General features: G+C 70.3%; 14 protein-coding genes, 1 other RNA gene and 1 pseudogene. 11 read left to right on the top strand and 5 right to left on the bottom strand.

Annotated features, from left to right (window positions below):
- Positions 1-53: 53 nt before the first annotated feature.
- Positions 54-463: RNase P RNA component class A (gene rnpB, locus ACWDR0_RS19720), an RNA gene on the top strand.
- Between the two features lie 240 nt (positions 464-703).
- On the opposite strand, the gene ACWDR0_RS19715 is transcribed toward rnpB, so the two are convergent.
- Positions 704-2,095, bottom strand: a complete 1,392-nt coding sequence (locus ACWDR0_RS19715; protein WP_456352987.1) for a sporulation protein — start codon at positions 2,093-2,095, stop codon at positions 704-706.
- A gap of 237 nt (positions 2,096-2,332) precedes the next feature.
- On the opposite strand from ACWDR0_RS19715, the gene ACWDR0_RS19710 reads away from it, so the two are divergent.
- The 4 genes and pseudogenes from ACWDR0_RS19710 to ACWDR0_RS19695 all read left to right on the top strand — a co-directional run bounded on the left by ACWDR0_RS19710 (position 2,333) and on the right by ACWDR0_RS19695 (position 5,918).
- Positions 2,333-3,355 (top strand): dTDP-glucose 4,6-dehydratase, encoded by a 1,023-nt coding sequence (locus tag ACWDR0_RS19710; RefSeq protein WP_456352986.1) that lies wholly within the window; start codon positions 2,333-2,335, stop codon positions 3,353-3,355.
- Positions 3,345-4,358, top strand: a complete 1,014-nt coding sequence (locus tag ACWDR0_RS19705; protein WP_456352985.1) for an ATP-grasp domain-containing protein — start codon at positions 3,345-3,347, stop codon at positions 4,356-4,358. The genes ACWDR0_RS19710 and ACWDR0_RS19705 overlap by 11 nt, the downstream gene beginning before the upstream one ends.
- A pseudogene (locus tag ACWDR0_RS19700) lies at positions 4,355-5,487 on the top strand (DegT/DnrJ/EryC1/StrS family aminotransferase). Before ACWDR0_RS19705 ends, ACWDR0_RS19700 begins: the two are co-directional and overlap by 4 nt.
- Positions 5,484-5,918, top strand: coding sequence for an arsenate reductase/protein-tyrosine-phosphatase family protein (locus tag ACWDR0_RS19695; protein WP_456352984.1), 435 nt, complete (start codon positions 5,484-5,486; stop codon positions 5,916-5,918). The pseudogene ACWDR0_RS19700 and the gene ACWDR0_RS19695 overlap by 4 nt, the downstream one beginning before the upstream one ends.
- 10 nt (positions 5,919-5,928) lie before the next feature.
- On the opposite strand, the gene ACWDR0_RS19690 is transcribed toward ACWDR0_RS19695, so the two are convergent.
- Complete coding sequence (locus tag ACWDR0_RS19690) at positions 5,929-7,104, bottom strand: UDP-N-acetylglucosamine--N-acetylmuramyl-(pentapeptide) pyrophosphoryl-undecaprenol N-acetylglucosamine transferase (RefSeq protein ID WP_456352983.1); 1,176 nt, start codon at positions 7,102-7,104, stop codon at positions 5,929-5,931.
- A 540-nt stretch (positions 7,105-7,644) separates the two neighbouring features.
- Between ACWDR0_RS19690 and ACWDR0_RS19685 the strand changes: the two genes are divergently transcribed.
- Positions 7,645-8,520 carry a hypothetical protein gene (locus tag ACWDR0_RS19685; RefSeq protein ID WP_456352982.1) on the top strand — a complete coding sequence of 292 codons (876 nt, stop codon included), beginning with the start codon at positions 7,645-7,647 and terminating at the stop codon, positions 8,518-8,520.
- A gap of 75 nt (positions 8,521-8,595) precedes the next feature.
- Here ACWDR0_RS19685 and ACWDR0_RS19680 read toward each other — a convergent pair whose 3' ends face one another.
- The gene (locus tag ACWDR0_RS19680) at positions 8,596-9,219 is read right to left on the bottom strand and encodes a DUF6879 family protein (RefSeq protein WP_456352981.1); all 624 of its coding nucleotides are present in this window, start codon (positions 9,217-9,219) and stop codon (positions 8,596-8,598) included.
- Entirely contained in the window at positions 9,212-9,481 is a 270-nt protein-coding gene (locus ACWDR0_RS19675) for a hypothetical protein (RefSeq protein ID WP_456353030.1), read from the bottom strand. The genes ACWDR0_RS19680 and ACWDR0_RS19675 overlap by 8 nt, the downstream gene beginning before the upstream one ends.
- 220 nt (positions 9,482-9,701) lie before the next feature.
- On the opposite strand from ACWDR0_RS19675, the gene ACWDR0_RS19670 reads away from it, so the two are divergent.
- Both ACWDR0_RS19670 and ACWDR0_RS19665 read left to right on the top strand, forming a co-directional pair.
- Positions 9,702-10,112 (top strand): hypothetical protein, encoded by a 411-nt coding sequence (locus tag ACWDR0_RS19670; RefSeq protein ID WP_456352980.1) that lies wholly within the window; start codon positions 9,702-9,704, stop codon positions 10,110-10,112.
- On the top strand, positions 10,109-12,244 hold the full coding sequence (locus ACWDR0_RS19665) for a tetratricopeptide repeat protein (RefSeq protein WP_456352979.1): 2,136 nt from the start codon (positions 10,109-10,111) through the stop codon (positions 12,242-12,244). The genes ACWDR0_RS19670 and ACWDR0_RS19665 overlap by 4 nt, the downstream gene beginning before the upstream one ends.
- Positions 12,245-12,756: 512 nt before the next feature.
- On the opposite strand, the gene ACWDR0_RS19660 is transcribed toward ACWDR0_RS19665, so the two are convergent.
- Positions 12,757-13,602, bottom strand: a complete 846-nt coding sequence (locus ACWDR0_RS19660; RefSeq protein WP_456352978.1) for an SDR family NAD(P)-dependent oxidoreductase — start codon at positions 13,600-13,602, stop codon at positions 12,757-12,759.
- Between the two features lie 499 nt (positions 13,603-14,101).
- Here ACWDR0_RS19660 and ccrA point away from each other — a divergent pair, with 499 nt between their 5' ends.
- The 3 genes from ccrA to ACWDR0_RS19645 are packed head-to-tail and all read left to right on the top strand — an operon-like array spanning position 14,102 to position 17,348.
- A complete protein-coding gene (gene ccrA, locus ACWDR0_RS19655; protein WP_456352977.1) occupies positions 14,102-15,433 on the top strand; it encodes a crotonyl-CoA carboxylase/reductase in 1,332 nt (443 codons plus the stop codon).
- Positions 15,430-16,434, top strand: coding sequence for a 3-oxoacyl-ACP synthase III family protein (locus ACWDR0_RS19650; RefSeq protein ID WP_456352976.1), 1,005 nt, complete (start codon positions 15,430-15,432; stop codon positions 16,432-16,434). The genes ccrA and ACWDR0_RS19650 overlap by 4 nt, the downstream gene beginning before the upstream one ends.
- Positions 16,431-17,348: a 3-hydroxybutyryl-CoA dehydrogenase gene (locus ACWDR0_RS19645; protein WP_456352975.1), complete on the top strand. Its 918-nt coding sequence runs from the start codon at positions 16,431-16,433 to the stop codon at positions 17,346-17,348. The genes ACWDR0_RS19650 and ACWDR0_RS19645 overlap by 4 nt, the downstream gene beginning before the upstream one ends.
- Positions 17,349-17,611: the final 263 nt, after the last annotated feature.

Genomic DNA, 17,611 nt, shown 5'->3' with positions numbered 1-17,611 from the left:
GGTCAACGGCGCGCTGCGCCCGTGCCGCCGGGTAGCATGGTCGGCACGGCAGACGAGCCGGGCGGACGGCCGCGTGGGGATCCCCGGATCCTCCCGAGGAACGTCCGGGCTCCACAGAGCAGGGTGGTGGCTAACGGCCACCCGGGGTGACCCGCGGGACAGTGCCACAGAGAACAGACCGCCGGGGACCGTATCCGTACGGACCCCCGGTAAGGGTGAAACGGTGGTGTAAGAGACCACCAGCGCCTGAGGTGACTCAGGCGGCTAGGTAAACCCCACCCGGAGCAAGGTCAAGAGGGAGCACCCCGGTGCTCCTGCGCGGACGTTCGAGGGCTGCTCGCCCGAGTCCGCGGGTAGACCGCACGAGGCCGGTGGCAACACCGGTCCTAGATGGATGGCCGTCGCCCCGCAGGCCGCGAGGCCCGCGGGGAAACAGAACCCGGCGTACGGCCCGGCTCGTCTGCCCCTTCAGCGCCTCTGGCCAGCGAATCGCAGCTCAGGGGCCCTTTTTGCAGATCGAATAGCCTTATCGAACCTTGGTCCATACCCGTTCAAACGGGACTGTTCTGCTGCGTGCGGCGCTGTGAAGGTAGCCACGCTCGTGGGCCGGATGCGGGCGTCGGCCGACTCGGGAGGGGCGTGGGTGGCAGCGTCATGGACACCCACCGTGCGGCGTGATCCACCCAGTGGTCGTCCGGCGGAATCAGGCCGCGGCGGGCAACTCGGTGCGCGTGCGCCGGATCAGGTCGGCTACCTCGGGCTGCCCCTTCCAGACGGTGAGGGCGCGAATCACGTCGTGGAGGTAGCTGTGGGCGCGGGTGGAGTGGACGTTGGTGAGGATGCGCAGCGAGGTATTCGCGGCGGTGAGGCCGCGTTCGAGTTCGCGGTTCTGGAGGTGGCTGGTGGCCAGGACGGCCATGCGGATGCCGGTGGCTCGGGTGAAGCGGTCCGCCGGCATGGGTTCGGCCAGTTCGTTCCAGACGAAGGCGCCCCTGGGATCGGCGAGGTCGCGGTGTACTTCGGTGGCGTCGGCGGCGAGTCGGGCGTGGGTCATATAGGCGAGCTGTTCCGGATCGTGGCTGCCCGGCCGGATGGAGTCGAGGAGTTCCTCGGTCCGGCCGAGCGCGGTTTTGGCCGCTTCGGCGTTTCCGGTGCGCCCGTGGGCGCGGGCCTCGGCCAGCTTGGCGAAGGCCAGCACCCGGGGTGCGGCGTGTCCGAGACCGCGTTCGTAGGCGCCTTCGGCCATGTCGGCAGCCTGTTCGGGGTATCCGCGCAGGAAGGTATGCAGCGCCATGGTGGCCAGCACGTAGCAGCCGCTCTCCACGTTGCCTGCGGCCCGTGCCAGGCGCAGGGCCTGGACGAAGTGGCGCTGGGCGATGTCGTGGTGGCCGGTGTCGACCGCTGACCAGCCCACGACCCGGGACAGCTCAGCGGTCGCGGCGAACAGCTCGCGCCCGATGGTCCCGGTGTAGGTGCCGGTCAGCAGCGGTGCGGCGCGCAGGCGCAGGCATTCGGTGACAGAGCCGGCCTTCCAGTTCCCGCCGCCGAAGCGGGAGTCCCACAGGCGGGCTTCGTCGGCGGCCTTCCACAGCTCGTCGAGGTCGCTGCGGCCGACCTGGCGGACGCCTTCATGTGCGGTCGGGGCGTCGGTCGGCTTGGCCAGCCAGCGGGTGACGGGGGTGGTGAAGGCGGCGATGGCGAAGCCGTTGCTGATGAGCTGACGGCGGGAGCGTTCCACGGTTCTCCAGTAGGTCGCGGCGACGCGGATCGCATCGACGGGGTCGCGGGCGAAATCCAACCCGATGTCAGGGTTTCCGCCTGACCTGCTGTACATGCCGATCTCGGTCACGCTCACCGCTCTGCCGAGACGTTCGCCCAGTGCGGCGGCCAGGAACTCAGGTGTGCGGCCGCGCGGGATCATTCCGAGATTCACCCATCTGGCGACACTGGTGTGCTCGTACCTGAGCGGGACGCCGGCCGCTGCTCCGATCTTGTTGATCTGCGCTGCCAGAGACTTGTGGCTCGCGCCGGCCTGTTTGACGAGCCGGGCCAGGTCCTCGTTGGGATGGCCCTGGCGATCCTTCGTGGGTGCCACCGAGCCCCCTCATGTCAACCGGTGCCCTGCGCGTGGATGCTGCTGGTGCGGATCCGAGCGTAGGCCGGGACGGTGATACGGGAGAACCGGATGTGCGTTGTTCGCCCCCTGGTTCGCCTCCCGCGCACACCGGCTCCGACGGTTCTCTGAATGCAGGCGGCGGCTCGCCGAGCGGCCCGACCTCGGAGTTCCGGGGGCCGCCGTTCCTTTCCGATCCATGACCAAGGCGGGTGTCAGATGTACGAAATCCTCGTCACAGGCGGTGCCGGCTTCATCGGTTCGCACTTCGTCCGGCGGATCCTGCGCCGGGACGACGTGTCCCGGGTGACCGTGATGGACGCGCTCACCTACGCGGGCCACACCAATAACCTCGGGGAAGCGCTGTTCGATCCGAGGCTGGTGTTCGTCCACGGCAACATCCTCGACGCCCCGCTCGTGGACGAACTCATGGCCCGGCACACGGCCGTCGTCCACTTCGCCGCCGAGTCTCACGTCGACCGCTCCCTGACCACGGCCGACAACTTCCTCATGACGAACGTCCTGGGCACGCAGACCCTCGCCGCCTCCGCAGGCCGTCACGGGATCACCAAGTTCGTCCACGTCTCCACGGACGAGGTGTACGGGTCGCTGGCCGAAGGCTCGGCGAGCGAGGAAACTCCTTTACGGCCCGGTGTCCCGTACGCGGCGTCGAAGGCCGCCGGCGACCTTGTGGCCCTGAGCCACTTCCAGACCTACGGCCTGCCCCTCTGTGTGACGCGCAGCTCGAACAACTACGGCCCCCGCCAGTTTCCCGAGAAGGTGATTCCCCTCTTCACCACCCGCCTCCTACGGGGCGAGAAGGTGACCCTGCACGGCCAGGGGCAGCACGTGCGGAACTGGCTGCACGTCGAAGACAACTGTGCTGGTGTCGAACTCGTGCTGTGCGACGGGAAGCCGGGCGAGATCTACAATCTGGGCGGCGGCACCGACCTCACCGTCCGGGACCTGACGCTCAAGCTTCTGGCCCTGTGCGGCAAGGACGGGGACTCGATCACCTGCATTCCTGACCGGCAGGCCAACGACCTGCGGTACTCGATGCACTGGGACAAGATTGCCGCGATCGGCTTCAGGCCGACCCGTGATTTCGACGAGGGCCTGGCCGAGACCGTCGACTGGTACCGGCACAACCCCGACCGCTGGGCGCCGCTGACGCGCATCTCGTACGCGGCCCGCGCCACGGACGCGATCGTACCCGCCGGACAGGAAGTCTGTGCCCACTGACCAGCACACCCCGCGCAGGATCCTGGTGACTGGTGTCGGCGCCAACCCGGGCTTCGGACTGACCCGCAGCCTCATCCGCCTGGGTCACACGGTCATCGCGGTGGACGCGAACCGCCTCGCCCCCGGGTTCCTGCTGCCCTCCGTGGTGCCCCGGGTCGTTCCCCTCGCCGGCGACCCCGACTTTCCGGGCGTCATGGCCCAGCTGTGCCGGGATCAGGCCGTGGAGGGTGTGGTGGCAGGCATCGAGCCGGACCTGGAACCGCTGACGCAGATGGTGCCCCGACTCGAAGGCGACGGCGTGCGCCTGTGGCTCCCGGACGCCTCGTCGTTGCGCGCCTGCACCGACAAGGCCCTCTTCCACGAGGTGCTGACCGAGCACGGCATCGCAACCCCGCGAACCTGGCAGCCGCAGGACATCGACCAGGTCCCGGACAGCGCCGAGCTGGTCGTCAAGCCCCGCCACGGCCACGGCGCACAGAACGTGCACTTCGTCCGCCGCCGAGAGCACGCACGCGTACTGTGTGAGCTGGTTCCGGAGCCCATCGTGCAGGAGCGGATCCACGGCTCCGAGTTCACGGCGGACTGCCTGGTGGACCGGACCGGCCGTGCTTCGGTCATCCTGCGCCGCCGGGATCTTGTCAAGGCCGGCCTTGCAACGGTGTCCACCACGTTCGACGACCCCAACGTGCGCGACCTCGTTGTGCAGACGCTGAATGCCGTCGGTGCCCGCGGCCTCTGCTGCGTCCAGGGTTTTGTCTCCGCCGACGGCACGATCACCATCACCGAGCTGAACCCGCGGATCGCCGGCGGCTTCCCCCTGACCGAGGCGGCCGGCGCGGATCTCGTCGCCCAGATGGTCAATGGCCTGTTCGGCCTGCCGGTCGACCACAGCCGCCTCACCTGCCGGACCGGCGTGTTCCTGACCAACTACATCGCGACCCTGGCCGTCGGCGACGTTGCCGAGCTTGAGCGCACGGTCGCGGCGAGGGGAGAGACATCGTGATCGCATCAGCGAGGCCCGATGCCCGGCGTAACGCCAGCCCGTACCTGTACGGGCCAGAGATCGCGGCAGTTTCCCGAGTCCTGGAGGGTGGGCAGTACGGACACACCGACATCACCGAGGAGTTCGAGCGGCGGATCGCCGACTTCCTCGGCGTCCCCGACGTCGTGGCCCTCGCCTCCGGCACCGCGGCCCTGCACACCGCGCTGCTCGCCGCCGGGGTCGGTCCCGGCCGCGAGGTGATTGTGCCGTCCATGACGTTCTGCGCGACCGTGCAGGCCATCCTGGCCGTCGGCGCCAGCCCGCACTTCGTCGACATCGACCCCGCCACTCTGTGCGTCAGCGACCAACTCGTCATGGACGCCGTCACCGACAGGACCGCCGCCGTCATTCCGGTACTGTTCGGCGGCCGGCCCGTCGACATCTCCGCCGTCCAGGAGCAACTCGACGAACGAGGCGTCGTCGTGATCGAGGATGCGGCGCATGCGTTCGGCTCCCGCCACGGCATACGCCGTGTCGGGGCGGTGGGGCACTGACCTGCTTCTCGTTTGGGCCGGTCAAGAACCTCACCTGCGGCCAGGGCGGCATGGTCATCCCCCGCGTGTCCACGGAAGCCGACACGATCCGCCGCATCCGGCTACTGGGGGTGGTCCAGTCCCAGGGCGAGCGCGCGAACACCACCAGCTACCAGGTGGAGGGCTTTGGCCTGCGCTACCAGCTCTCATCCATCAACGCCGCCATCGGCCTGGTCCAGCTCGATGGCTTCCAAGCCGCCGAGGACACCCGCCGCCACCTGTGGCGGACCTACCGCGACGCACTCACCCCGCTGGACGGCGTGACGCTCATCGACGTCGATGTGGACCACGCTGTGCCGCACCTGTGCCAGGTCCGCGTCCCTCACCGCGACCGGGTGTTCACGAACCTCCGGGCCCGAGACGTCGGGGTCGGTGTCCACTACCCGCCCAACCACACCCAGCCCGCGTTCGCTGCCTGGAAGCGCCGCCTGCCGGCCACCGAGCAGGCCGGCGCGGAGATTCTCAGCCTGCCGTTCCACCAGCACCTCACCGAGATGGACATCGACCTCGTGGTGACCGCGCTCGAACAGGCCCTCAAGTCCGTCGGAGGATCATGATGCGCAAGCTCCTGACCGTATGCCTGGGGAACCATTGCCGAAGCCCGCTCGCCCAGGTCGCGCTCACCCGCAGGGGCGGGACGGCGGTGACGGTCCGCTCAGCCGGGCTGATCGGCAAATGGAGGGATCAGCCCGCCAACCCGTCCATGATCAACGCGGCCCGGCGCCTCGGGCTCGACCTCACCCACCACCGCGGACAGCAGATCACCCTGCAGGACTTGGACTGGGCGGATGGCATCCTGGCGATGGATGCCGCCGTCCTCGACACGCTTCGCGCGATCGACGGCGGGCACCACACCCACAAGCTCCGCCTTTACCTCCCCGGCCGTGACGTCCCCGACCCGATGAGTCAGGACCAGAAGACGTTCAACGACTGTGCCGTGGTGATCGAGGCGGGCACAGCCCTGCACATGGGACGACGCCACCCCTGAAAGCGGCTGATCAGCTGGATGCGGCGGACAGCACTACGTCCACGAGCCTGTCCGCCGCATCCGGCCGCCCATGACCCCTTGCCCGCTCAGCCATCCCCGCCCGCAGGGCGGGGTCGGTCAGGAGCGGGCCCACCGCGTTCCGCAGAGCCTGGCCGGTGACCTCGCCGAGCAGGGCGAGCGCGGCTCCGGCGTCGGCCAGGTGCCTGGCGTTGTGAGCCTGTTCATTTCCGGCTGATGTGGCGAGCGGGACGAACACCGCTGGCTTGCCGAGGGCGGTCAGCTCCGCCAGTGTCCCGGCACCGCTGCGGGACACCACGATGTCGGCCAGTGCCAGCACGTCCGGCAGCTCCGGTCCGACGAACCCGGCCAGGTGGTAGCGGCCGGCGAGGACCGGGGGGAGCCCGGCGGTGGCCGACCGGAGTCCGTCCACGTTCGCCGGACCGCACTGGTGGATGACGTTCGCGTGGCTCAGCAGCCAGGGCAGTACGTCATGGACAACGTCGTTGATCTGCTGGGCGCCCTGAGCGCCGCCGGTGATGTAGACGGTCGGCAGGTGCCGGTCGAACCCGTACAGGCTCAGTGTCTCGATCGCCTTGTCCGGGTGGCCGCCCAGCACTTCCGGCCGCACTGGGTTCCCGGTGACGACCGCGCGCTCACGTACCTCGGCGGGCAGCAGCGGCAGCGAGGACTCCGAGGACACCGCGATACGCGTCGCCGAACTCGCGAGCTTGCGGTTGGCCAGCCCGAGCCGGACGGTCTGCTCGTGCAGGACCAGAGGAACGCGGCACAGCCGAGCGGCCAGCCCGGCCGGGACCGCGACGTACCCGCCCGTCGCCAAGACCACGTCCGGCTGGAAGCCGGACACGATCGACCGTGCCTGTGCCACGCCGAGCGGCACCCGCGCCATGTCCTTCACATTCGCGGCGGACAGCATCCTGAGCGGATTCGACGAACGGCGGATCTTTCCCGTGGCCACCGTCTTGAATGCGATCCCCTCCGCCGGAGCGACACGGGCTTCGAGACCGTCCGCCGTCCCGATCCACAGCACTTCCAACGCGCTGCCCGCATCCGCGAGGCGGCCTTGCAGAGTACGGATCGCCGTCAGGGCCGGGTAGGTGTGACCGCCAGTGCCCCCGCCCGTCACGAGCAGCCGGAACGAACGCGGGAGCACGGAGGAAGTAATCACCCCACGCACCCTACTGGCTGCCCAGCCGCTCACACTGAGGACGCCGGAGGGCAGCCGCACAGGGCGACGGGTGCCCGGCGGCAGTCCACGCGTACCGGCGCGGTCACGCGGTACGCCGACGGCCCGCAAGCTCGCGGGCGCGATACGTGCGGAGGAACGGCTGCCCGCGTCGGCCCGCCGGGGCGGGTGCCGGCCGTACGGCAGCAGCGGGTCCGGGACGCCGTACGGGAACCGGGCGCCGAGCGGCTGCGCACAGACGCGGTGCCGGTCACCGAGTTGTTCCTTGAGGCCCTGCACGCACAGTTCACGCCGGGCCCCGCCGGGCGGCCGTGCTTGGCCGGGGGAGCCCGGGCGAGGGGTGACGTCCCGATCGTCCGCGAGGGCTGCGACGAAGTGGAGGCAGCGACCGGACTCGGATGTGGAGTCGGTCGGGAGAGTGTGCGGGGCTGCTGCTCGGTGTGGCTGCCGGCGGCTCTGCAAGGTCTCAACGGAGGGCATCCGGAGGGCACTTGACGCGTGGAACTACTGTAGGTTCCTGCCATGAAACAGGGTAAAGGGGCCGAGAACCCCGAATCGCGCTTCTCCGCGGTGCTGGTGGGCGCGGCCAAGCTGCCGGGCGTGCGGATCAGCAGGGAGGCGTACCTCCGGAGCGCCCTGGCTCGCCGCTGCACCGAGGAGCAGATCCGCAAGGCGGTAGAGGAGTCCCCCGCCGCGGCAGGCATCCCCGTCGAGATTCTCGACAAGGCGGCCCAGGAATCCATCCGCTACGAAACCGCCAAGGTCAGTGCTCTCTCCGCGGCTGCCGGGATACCCGGTGCCCTCGCCCTTCCCGCCACTGTGCCCGCCGATATGGTCCAGTACTTCGGGCACATGGTCCGTATCGCGCAGAAGCTCGCATACCTCTACAGCTGGCCCGATCTGTTCTCCGACGAGGGCGACGAAGTCGACGACGCGACCATGGGCGTGCTCACGCTGTTCTTCGGCGTGATGTTCGGTACCCAGTCGGCGAACGCCGCCGTGGGGAAGGTCGCGGGGATGATGGCGGAGCAGGTCGCCAAGAAGCTGCCCCAGAAGGCGCTTACCCACGGGGTCGTCTACCCCGTGGTGAAGAAGGTCGCGGGCTACCTCGGTGTCAGGATGACGACGCGGTCCTTCGCGGCAACCGTCTCGAAAGCCATCCCTCTCGTAGGTGCCGCCGTCTCCGGCGGGCTCACTCTTGCGACCTTCCTGCCGATGGCCAAGAGGCTCCAGAAGCACCTCGCCGGCCTGCCGCTGGCGGAACCGCCGCACCGGACCGTCGACAGCGAAGTCGTGGACGGCGAGGCCGTCGAAGACCACGGGCCCTTCGCCCAAGCCACTGCAGAACAGCGCAGCCCGGACGTGAATCCCGCCAAGACGGAGGAGCCTCGGACCTGACGCCCCGAGCCCTGCCCTGGCCTGCCCCGCCGGGGCTGCTCGCCGCCCCGGCGGCACCGATTACCGCGAACCGCGTCAACCCCTGGGAGCGCCGGTCACCCGGGGCGGGGCCAGTGGGCCGATATCCCGGTCGAAGAATTCATGGAATCCCTCGCCGCGCTCGTACAGCGCGTCGAACCCCGTATTGGTTTCGCGGATCAGTGAGCCGTCGGTGTAGCGATTCGCTCCGTCCGCGTTTCCGTCGCCGTCGTACACGACCTCGTACATCACCGCATCGCCGAGAATGACGACTTCCGGAACCGGTCGAATCCGCTCGATAAGCGCGATGTCGCGGGCGGCGAGCACCTTGATGTCGTCGCCCGCCTCCACCCGTACGCGCAGGACGTGGAATTCCCATTGCACATACGGCGTCACCGGGAATTCCACGACGCGAAGGCGACGGTGCGCGACACCCGATTGCGAAGCCCGACGGATTTCCCGCGCGTAGTCCTCGCGCCTCTCGTCGGCCAGGGCCAGGGCTCCCTCCCAGTCGCCGGCGGCGAACGCCTCCCAGCTCGGGAAGCCCCGCTCCTGGAAGTGCTGGCCGCGTTCCAGCTTGTTCAGGAAGCCGATTCCACTGTTGTAGATCCGGCTCAAGTCGGCGTGGTACGTGGGTCGGTCAAGGCGTTCGGAGGTGCTGCTCGGGAAGGAGTCAAACACTGGGGATGTCCGGCTTCGCCGCGATCAGCATGTTCCTGGGGATGACCACGAGGCGTTCGTCCGATCCGATCGAGACCCCGTCCGGCAGGTTCTCGCCGAGTGACTGGGTGAGGTCCCGGCCGATAACGGCGATATCGCCGTTGGCGAGCTCCCAGATATCAGGACAGTCGGGAGTTCCGGTGGTGTTGCCGAGTTCCTGGGGTGATTTTCCCAGCCGCCGTTTGAAAGACGTGGCCGGATCAGCTTCCCATGGCCGGGACATTTCCATCGCCTCCTGGATTGGTCGCAACCCGTCACTCTAGCCCGCACCGGGACGCCCTGGCCAGGGTCGGGCCTGGCATGCAAGGTATTGACGAGGACTGATTCCTCCTTGTCCCCCGGTGCTCAGGAGGGAATCATAGGGGCCGCAATGAAATCATCTGTCTGATGAGTGACACCTTTCAGGTCCACTGTCCGACAACCGGGTGAACGGAGGGGCGGCTGTGGACGCGGAAGTGGCCTTACTCGCACAGAGCGCGGGGACCACTCTGGTCGCGCTGATGGCAACCGATGCCTGGCAGCACATGCGTGACGGAATCGTCCGGCTCTGGCGCCGGGCGCGACCCGAGCGCGCCGACACGGTCGCCGCCGAGCTGGAGGCCGCTCGCGACGACGTGCTTGCTGCCGTCGCGGCGGATGACCAGGAAACCCTGGAGGAACTGCGCCTCCAGTGGCAGGGATCGGTGCGCAGGCTGCTTGTCGCGAGGCCGGACGCCGTTGAGGAACTGCGCAAGCTACTGGACCAGGTCGATCCCGAAGGCTCCGCCGCCCGGCGGATCACCCAGAATGCCACCGCGTCCGGCCGGGGCAGGGTCTACCAAGCGGGACGCGACCAGCACATCACCGAGCGATGACGGGTGGCACCGACGGCCGCGCCGAGGGCCACGGGCGCGTCTACCAGTCGCGGGGCGACCAGCACATCACCGAGCACCACCACTACGGCGGTGACGGTACGGAGTACGTCGGACCGGACTCGGTCCGACGCCCGGCGGTCGGCCGGTACCCCGTCGCGCTCCGCGACCGCGGAGAGGTGATGCGACGCCTGCGGGACAGCGTCGGGCCGGAACGCGGCGGCCAGGTCTATGTGCTGTACGGGATGGGCGGCTCGGGCAAGACGGCGGTCGCCTGTGCCCTGTTCGAGGAGGTCACCGGGGAACAGGGCCGCGTGGGTCTGTGGGTCAACGCCGCCGACCGGGCCAGCCTGCGGGCCGGCATGCTGGCTGTTGCCGCCGACCGGGGAGCGAGCGACGGCGAACTGCTCGCCGCACGCAACGGCCTCAGACCCGCCGCCGATCTCGTGTGGAGATACCTCGACCGTTCCACCGAACCCTGGCTACTGGTCCTCGACAACACCGACGAACCGGAAATCCTGCGGGACGGAGACTGGCTGCGTACCAGCCCGCGCGGCACCGTCCTGGTGACCACCCGGCGGGCAGCGGCCCGGTGGTGGCCCGGAGCCGAGCTGCAGCACATCGGCGTACTGCCCCGTGAGGACGCCGCACTCGTACTGAGCGACCTCGCACCGCACAGCGGGACGACCGAGCAGGCGGCGCGGGTCGCGGACCGGCTCGGACGGCTGCCCCTCGCGCTCACCCTGGCGGGCGGCTTCCTCTCCCACCAGGTCATCGACCCCTGGACGATGGACACGTACGGGGAGCGGCTCGACGGCGATGAACGGGTCCGGCTGATCGACCGGGGAGCCGACGCGATGTCCGAAGCGAACCCCCGCCAGCTCGTCGGCCTGACCTGGCAGCTCACCCTGGACGCGTTCGAGGCGCGCGGGCTGCCCGAAGCCGCGGCCCTGCTCAGGCTGCTGGCCCGGTTCGCCGCGGAGCCGCTGCCGCTGACACTGCTCGACCACACAGCCATCGGGGCCCTGCTGCCCCGGGACCGCACCGAGACGGCCCTCAGAGCCCTGCTCGACCAGTCGCTGTCCGAACTGGTCGACACCGTCGGCACACGCTGCGTGCAGAGTCACGGCATCCTTCTCGACAGCGTTTCGGCGGCCACCCCCGCCCACCTGACGGCCGCGTTGGACGCGACCGCCGTCCTGCTGCTCGACGCGGTCGTGCCGGCCGTACCCGACGCGGGACCGCACGATCCGCGACTGCGCCTGCTGGTACCGCACACCCTGACCCTGCTGAGGAACGTCGCCGAGCCGTCCGCCGCCGACGCCCTGGCCGTTACGACCCGGCTGGCCGTCGCCCTGCACCGCACCGGTGACTACCTCTCCGCCCGGGAGACCGCCCGTACCGCGGCGGACCTCGGGCAGCGGCACCTCGGCGCGGACCACCGCACGGTCCTTGCCGCACGCTCCAGGGCCGCGCGGGCACTGTTCCGGCTGGGCAGGTATGCCGAGGCCGAGACGGAACTCCGCACGGTCCTGGACGCGCAGCGGCGCCTGTTCGGCGCCGACGACCCCGATACCTCGGACAGCGGCTACGGGCTCCAGCTCGTACTGGCCAACCTCGGACGACGAGAGGAATCCGTCGCGCTGCTCCGCGGCACCATCGCCGGGCGGCGCTCGGCGCTCGGCCCCTCGCATCCGCTGACCCTCAGGGCCCGCGCCGGCCTGCTGGAGACACTGCCCGCCACTGACGTGGTCACCGAGGAAGACGGCGCCCTGCTCGCGCTGCCGGGAGAATGCGAGCGGGCTCTCGGCCCCGACCACACGGTGACCCTGGGCGCCCGGCACAACCACGCCTGGGCCCTGTACCTTCTGGGCCGCTTCGACGCGGCCGACCGCGAGATCCGGCAGGTCACCGAGGCGTACGCGCGGCGCTGGGGGCCCGACTACCCCCTTGTGCTCGCCGCCCGGCAGCTCCTCTCCCGAACCCGGGCCGCGCTCGGGCACGCCGACGAAGGGATCGCGCTGATGACCGATGTCGTCGAGCGGCGGGAACGCGGCCTGGGTGCCGAGCACCCCTTCACCGTCGCGAGCCGACGGCTGCTGGATGCCTACCGATCAGGGCGACGGCGGCCGTAGTGCCTCCGGCAGGACGGGGGGCGGTCGCGCACGGACGGCGCGTGAGGGTTCACCGTGCGGCCTGCGCAAAGCGCCCTCATACGTGCCCTCGCCGGCAACCTGCCGGCAGGATTTCCGGGTGGCGGGCGGTGCTTTTCACTGGCGCCCGGCGGCGGAAAGAAGTGGCATTCCTCCGGAGGCGGCGCGGGGCAGTGTGCCGGTGGCACGAGTAATCAGTTAGGGAGAAGCCGGGGCGGTTGGCGAACGGCTTTTCGGGTGGGCGGTGGCGGATTTACCGCCGGGGAATTGCGGGCGGGGTCGCACGCCCTTTCGGGGGTACTCCGGGGTCCGGCCGGTCGGCGGGCGGGGCGGATGGCCCTGCCCGCCGGGTCCGGGGGCTTCCCGTAGCGGGGGAACTCGTCCTCGGCGACGGCCGTGTGCGGTGGTCACCCCTTACGGGAGGGCGGGCCCGCCGAGGCGTCTCCCCTGGTTAGGGGGGACCTAGGGGTTCCCCGGGGGCGGACCTAGGGGGGTCAGTGGTTCTTGAGCAGTTCCCGGGTGACTCCCTCCAGCCGGGCCGCGTTGCCCTTGTCGAACATCTTCTGGCCGAGGTCCACCGCCTTGCCGCGGTCGTCCACCGTGAGCCGCCGGGCCGGCGGGTTCTCGATCCACTCGACCATCGGGGCCGCCGAGTCGGTGACCGCCTTGGCGCCCACCTTCGCGTACACCTTCACGATCGCGCGCAGCGGCTGGTTGAACTGGTTGATCGCGTCGGTCTGGGTGAAACCCGGGTGGTAGAGCACGTACTTGGCCTTGCTCGAAGGGTTCTCCGCGAACGCCACCGCGAGCAGGTCGTTGGCCCGGCCGCCCTGGAGCTGGGCCCGCATGGTGTTGTACTTGCCGGTCAGCTGGAGGTCGTCCCAGACGACCGCCCCGGCCTTGATGCCCGGCCCCGCCACATTGATGATGACCGGGTCGTCGGCCGCGTTGAGCTGGTCCGCGAGGCCGTGGCCCAGCAGATAGCGGCTCAGGTAGTACAGGGAGAGCGTCGACTCCAGGCCCTCGGCGGACTCCGCGCGCTTCAGGTTCTGCCGGTTGGCCGTGAGGACCAAGGCGTCCACGACGGGGTGGGCGGCGGCGATCTGCGCGATCACCCGGCGTACCGCCGCGGTCGAGCTGAGGTCGGCCTGGATGAACTCGAGGCGGCCCGCCGCGCCGAGCCGCTCCGCCTCCTCGCCGAGCCTGGCGGCCTTCTCGGCGTTCCGGCCGATCACTACGACGGTGTCGCCCCGCTCCAGGCGGGCCACGGCGGTGGCCCTTCCCATTCCGTCGGTCCCGCCCGCCACCACGACGGTTCGGGCAGAAGCTTTCCGCTGCATTAGATGGACTCCCAACGAACCCACGAACATGTAATCCGGAGGGGAAAGTCTAGCGTCCGTCCGGAGGTGCGAAAACGCCAGGTGAACCCCTTATCGAACCCCGAGCGCAATTTAATTGGTAGGGGTTCTTTGTATAACTCGGCAGGGGTTGACCATGGAGTTGGCAGGAAAATAGGCTCGGGCCCCAGACCGATCACTCCCCGAAACAACGACGTTCTTCGGCGCGGCAGACCGCGCCGGGACCGCAAGCTGTGCGACTCCGTCGCCACCGTTTCAGGAAGTCCGGCCCCGTCCGCCGGGTGCCGGCTTGCCGTCCGAGAGTGCGCGCTGCCGCGGCGGCACGGCCCGTTCACCAGGAACCGCCGTACGCCGGGCCCGTTCCGGAATCTCCATCGCACGCACCGCCGCCCTGTTGGGCCGAGCGGCTTCGCTGAACCCCGCCGCCCGTTCGACCGGGCCGGCGGGGGATGACGACCGACCCGAGGGAAGGAGACGAGGCATGGACCCGTTGGCAGCCGCCGCGCTCGGAGGAGCGGACGCCGCCGTCCTGGCCGCCAGCCCGGTGCCCGACAGGTATCAGGCGGCGCACGTCCGGTTCGAGGACGTGGACATGTTCCGGGACATCGAGGACAAGGACGTCCGGAAATCGCTGCGCGTCGGCGAGATACCGATGCCCGAACTGGCGCCGGACGAGGTGCTGGTCGCGGTCATGGCGAGTTCGGTGAACTACAACACCGTATGGACCGGGACCTTCGAGCCGGTGCCGACCTTCAGCTTCCTCCGCGCCTACGGGAAGCTGGGCCCCTGGGAGAAGCGGCACGACCAGCCCTTCCATGTGCTCGGCTCGGACGCCGCGGGCGTCGTGGTGCGCACCGGCCCCGGGGTACGGCGCTGGCAGCTCGGGGACCATGTCCTGGTCAGCGCCATCCAGGTCGACGACCAGGAGGCCGTCACCCATGCCGACGGCATGCTCGGCGCCGGGCAGAAGGCCTGGGGCTACGAGACGAACTACGGCGGTCTCGCCCACTACGCGGTGGTGCGGGCCAGCCAGCTCATCCCCAAACCCGCCCATCTGACCTGGGAGGAGGCGGCCAGCGTGCCCGCGTGCGCCGGGACCGCCTACCGGATGCTGGTCAGCGACACCGGGGCCAGGATGAAACAGGGCGATGTGGTGCTCGTCTGGGGCGCCGCGGGCGGGCTCGGCACCTACGCCGTACAACTCGTCCGCAACGGCGGCGGGATCAGCGTCGGCGTGGTCAACTCCGAACGCAAGGCCGAGGCGGTCCGCAGGCTGGGCTGCGACATCGTGATCAACCGCACCGAGCTGGGGATCGGCGACGACACCGCGGACGACCCGGCGAAGGTCATCGAGGCGGGCAAGAAGCTGGGACGGATCATCCGCGAACGGACCGGCGAGGACCCGCATATCGTCTTCGAATACGTCGGCCGGGCCACCTTCGGCATCTCCATGTTCGTCACCCGCCGCGGCGGAACCATCGTGACCTGCGGCTCCTCCAGCGGATACCGGCACGAATACGACAACCGCTATCTCTGGATGAAGCTCAAGCGGATCATCGGCAGCCATGCGGCCAACCTCAACGAGCAGTGGGAGACCGTCCGCCTGGTCGACCAGGGCAGAATCGTTCCGACACTCTCCCGGGTCTACGGACTCGACGAGATCGGCGAGGCGGCCCGGCTGGTCCAGGAGAACGTCCACATCGGCAAGGTCGGTGTGCTCTGCCTGGCGCCCGAGCCGGGGCTCGGCGTCACCGACCCGGAGAAGCGGGCGGCGGTCGGAGAGGCCCGGCTGACCCCGATGATGAACCTGTGACCGTGACCGGGATCCTCGGCACCGGGTCCTACACACCGGACCGGGAGGTCACCAACGAGGAGTTGGCCGCCCGCTTCGGCGTCACCCCGGACTGGATCACCGGCAAGACCGGTATCGGGGCCCGCCGGTACGCCGCGCCGGACGAGGCGGCGTCCGACTTGGCGGTCCGCGCCGCCGAACGGGCCCTCACCGACGCCGGGACCGCGGTGGACGACATCGACCACATCGTGGTCTCCACCTCCACCGGCGACCACGCGGTCCCCCCGACGGCGACCCTGGTCCAGGCCGCGCTCGGCGCCGCCCGGGCCAACTGCATGGACATCAACGTCGCATGCAGCGGATTCGTCCACGCCCTGGTCACCGCCCGGGGGCTGCTCGCGCTCGAACCCGGCCGCCGCGCGCTGGTCGTCGCCACCGACGTATGGTCCCGGTTCATCGACCCGGCCGACCGGTCCACCGCGGTACTCCTCGGCGACGGCGCGGGCGCGGCGGTCCTCGGCCCCGTACCGGCGCCCGGTGCCGGGGGCTTCCTCGGGCACCTCCTGCGCGGCCACGGGGACGCCCACCGGATGCTGGTGGTCCCCGCGGGCGGCAGCAGACAGCCCGCCTCGGCGCGGACCGTCGAAGAGACCGGGCACGTGCTGCGCATGAAAGGCCGCGAGGTCACCGAGTTCGTGCACGCCGTGGTGCCGGGCGAGATCCGGGAACTCCTCGCCGCCGAAGGGCTCGCCCCGGCGGACATCGACCACTTCGTCCCGCACCAGGCGAACGGGGTGCTCCTGGAGAAGGTCGTGGCGACCCTCGGACTGCGCCCCGGGGTGGCCCGCCTGACCCTGGACCGCTACGGCAACACGGGCAGCGCCTCCGTCGCGATCACCCTCGACGAGGCCCGCCGGAGCGGCGCCGTCGCCGACGGGGACCTGCTGCTCCTCAGCGGGTTCGGCGGCGGGATGACGCACGGCAGCGTGCTGGTCCGCTGGCACGGGGACGGCGCGCGGTGACCCCGCCCCGGCGTATCGGTGTGATCGGCTGCGGGGTGATGGGCGCCGGGATCGCCGAGATCTGCGCGCTCGGCGGTCTCGACGTGCTGGTCGCGGTCTCCGGGCCCGCCTCCGCGGACCGGGGCCGGCGCCGGATCGCCGACTCGCTCGGGAAACGGGTCGCCAAGGGCCGGCTCGGGCGCGCCGAGGCCGACGCGGCCTTCGCGAACATCGGGATCACCGCGGACCTGCTGGAGCTGGCCGACCGCGAGTTCGTCTTCGAGTGCGTCACCGAGGACGAGGCCACCAAACTGAAGGTGCTCACCGCGCTCGACGGCGTCCTGCGGGACCCGGACGCGATCGTCGCCACCAACACCTCCTCCCTGCCGGTGATCCGGCTGGCCAGGGCGACCGGACGGCCCGCACGGGTGATCGGCACCCACTTCTTCAACCCGGTGCCGGTGCTGCCCCTGGTCGAGGTCACCTCGTCGCTGCTGACCGACGAACAGACCCGGCTGACCACCGTCGGACTGCTGACCGGCCCCCTCGGCAAGCAGATCATCCACGCCCCGGACCGGGCGGGCTTCGTGGTCAACGCGCTGCTGGTGCCGTATCTGCTGTCCGCGGTGCGGATGGTCGAGGCGGGTCACGCGACCACCGAGGAGGTGGACACCGGAATGGTGCTCGGCTGCGCGCATCCGATCGGACCGCTGCAACTCCTCGACCTGATCGGCATCGACACCCTCGCGCTGGTCGCCGCCGGGCTCTACGAGGAGTACAAGGACCCCGTCTACTCGACCCCGCCGCTGCTGGCCCGGATGGCCGACGGCGGGCTCCTCGGCCGCAAGTCGGGCCGGGGTTTCTACGACTACGGCACGGGCACCCCCGTACCTCTGGGCCCGAACGGGTCGCGGCGGCCGCGCCACAGCGACTGACGGCCGCCGCGGCGACCTGCCGCCGTGCCGGCGGGGATCCCGCCCGGCACACCGCGCTGCCGCCGGACACGTCACAAGCGTGCCCGGCGGCAGCCGTATCCGCTCCGCGGGGGAAGGGGATACAGGACATCTGTGCCACGTGCGACGTGCCACGTGCCACGTGCGGCCCGCCGGGCCTACGGGGCCGCCGCACCCCCGGCCGCTCCGGTGACCAGCTCGGCGATCCGGTCGTCACCGCTGCCGGGCGCCTCGTCCACCCGGAC

This window comes from Streptomyces sp. NPDC003691 (assembly GCF_053981115.1).
This window is presented reverse-complemented; position numbering and strand designations above follow the sequence as displayed.

What these genes read in the sequence shown, in the direction of transcription:
- ACWDR0_RS19710 (WP_456352986.1), top strand. Translation starts at nt 2,333, where the DNA reads ATGTACGAAATCCTCGTCACAGGCGGTGCCGGCTTCATCGGTTCGCAC.
- ACWDR0_RS19695 (WP_456352984.1), top strand. Translation starts at nt 5,484, where the DNA reads ATGATGCGCAAGCTCCTGACCGTATGCCTGGGGAACCATTGCCGAAGC.
- ACWDR0_RS19685 (WP_456352982.1), top strand. Translation starts at nt 7,645, where the DNA reads ATGAAACAGGGTAAAGGGGCCGAGAACCCCGAATCGCGCTTCTCCGCG.
- ACWDR0_RS19675 (WP_456353030.1), bottom strand. Translation starts at nt 9,481, where the DNA reads ATGTCCCGGCCATGGGAAGCTGATCCGGCCACGTCTTTCAAACGGCGG.
- ACWDR0_RS19665 (WP_456352979.1), top strand. Translation starts at nt 10,109, where the DNA reads ATGACGGGTGGCACCGACGGCCGCGCCGAGGGCCACGGGCGCGTCTAC.
- ACWDR0_RS19660 (WP_456352978.1), bottom strand. Translation starts at nt 13,602, where the DNA reads ATGCAGCGGAAAGCTTCTGCCCGAACCGTCGTGGTGGCGGGCGGGACC.
- ccrA (WP_456352977.1), top strand. Translation starts at nt 14,102, where the DNA reads ATGGACCCGTTGGCAGCCGCCGCGCTCGGAGGAGCGGACGCCGCCGTC.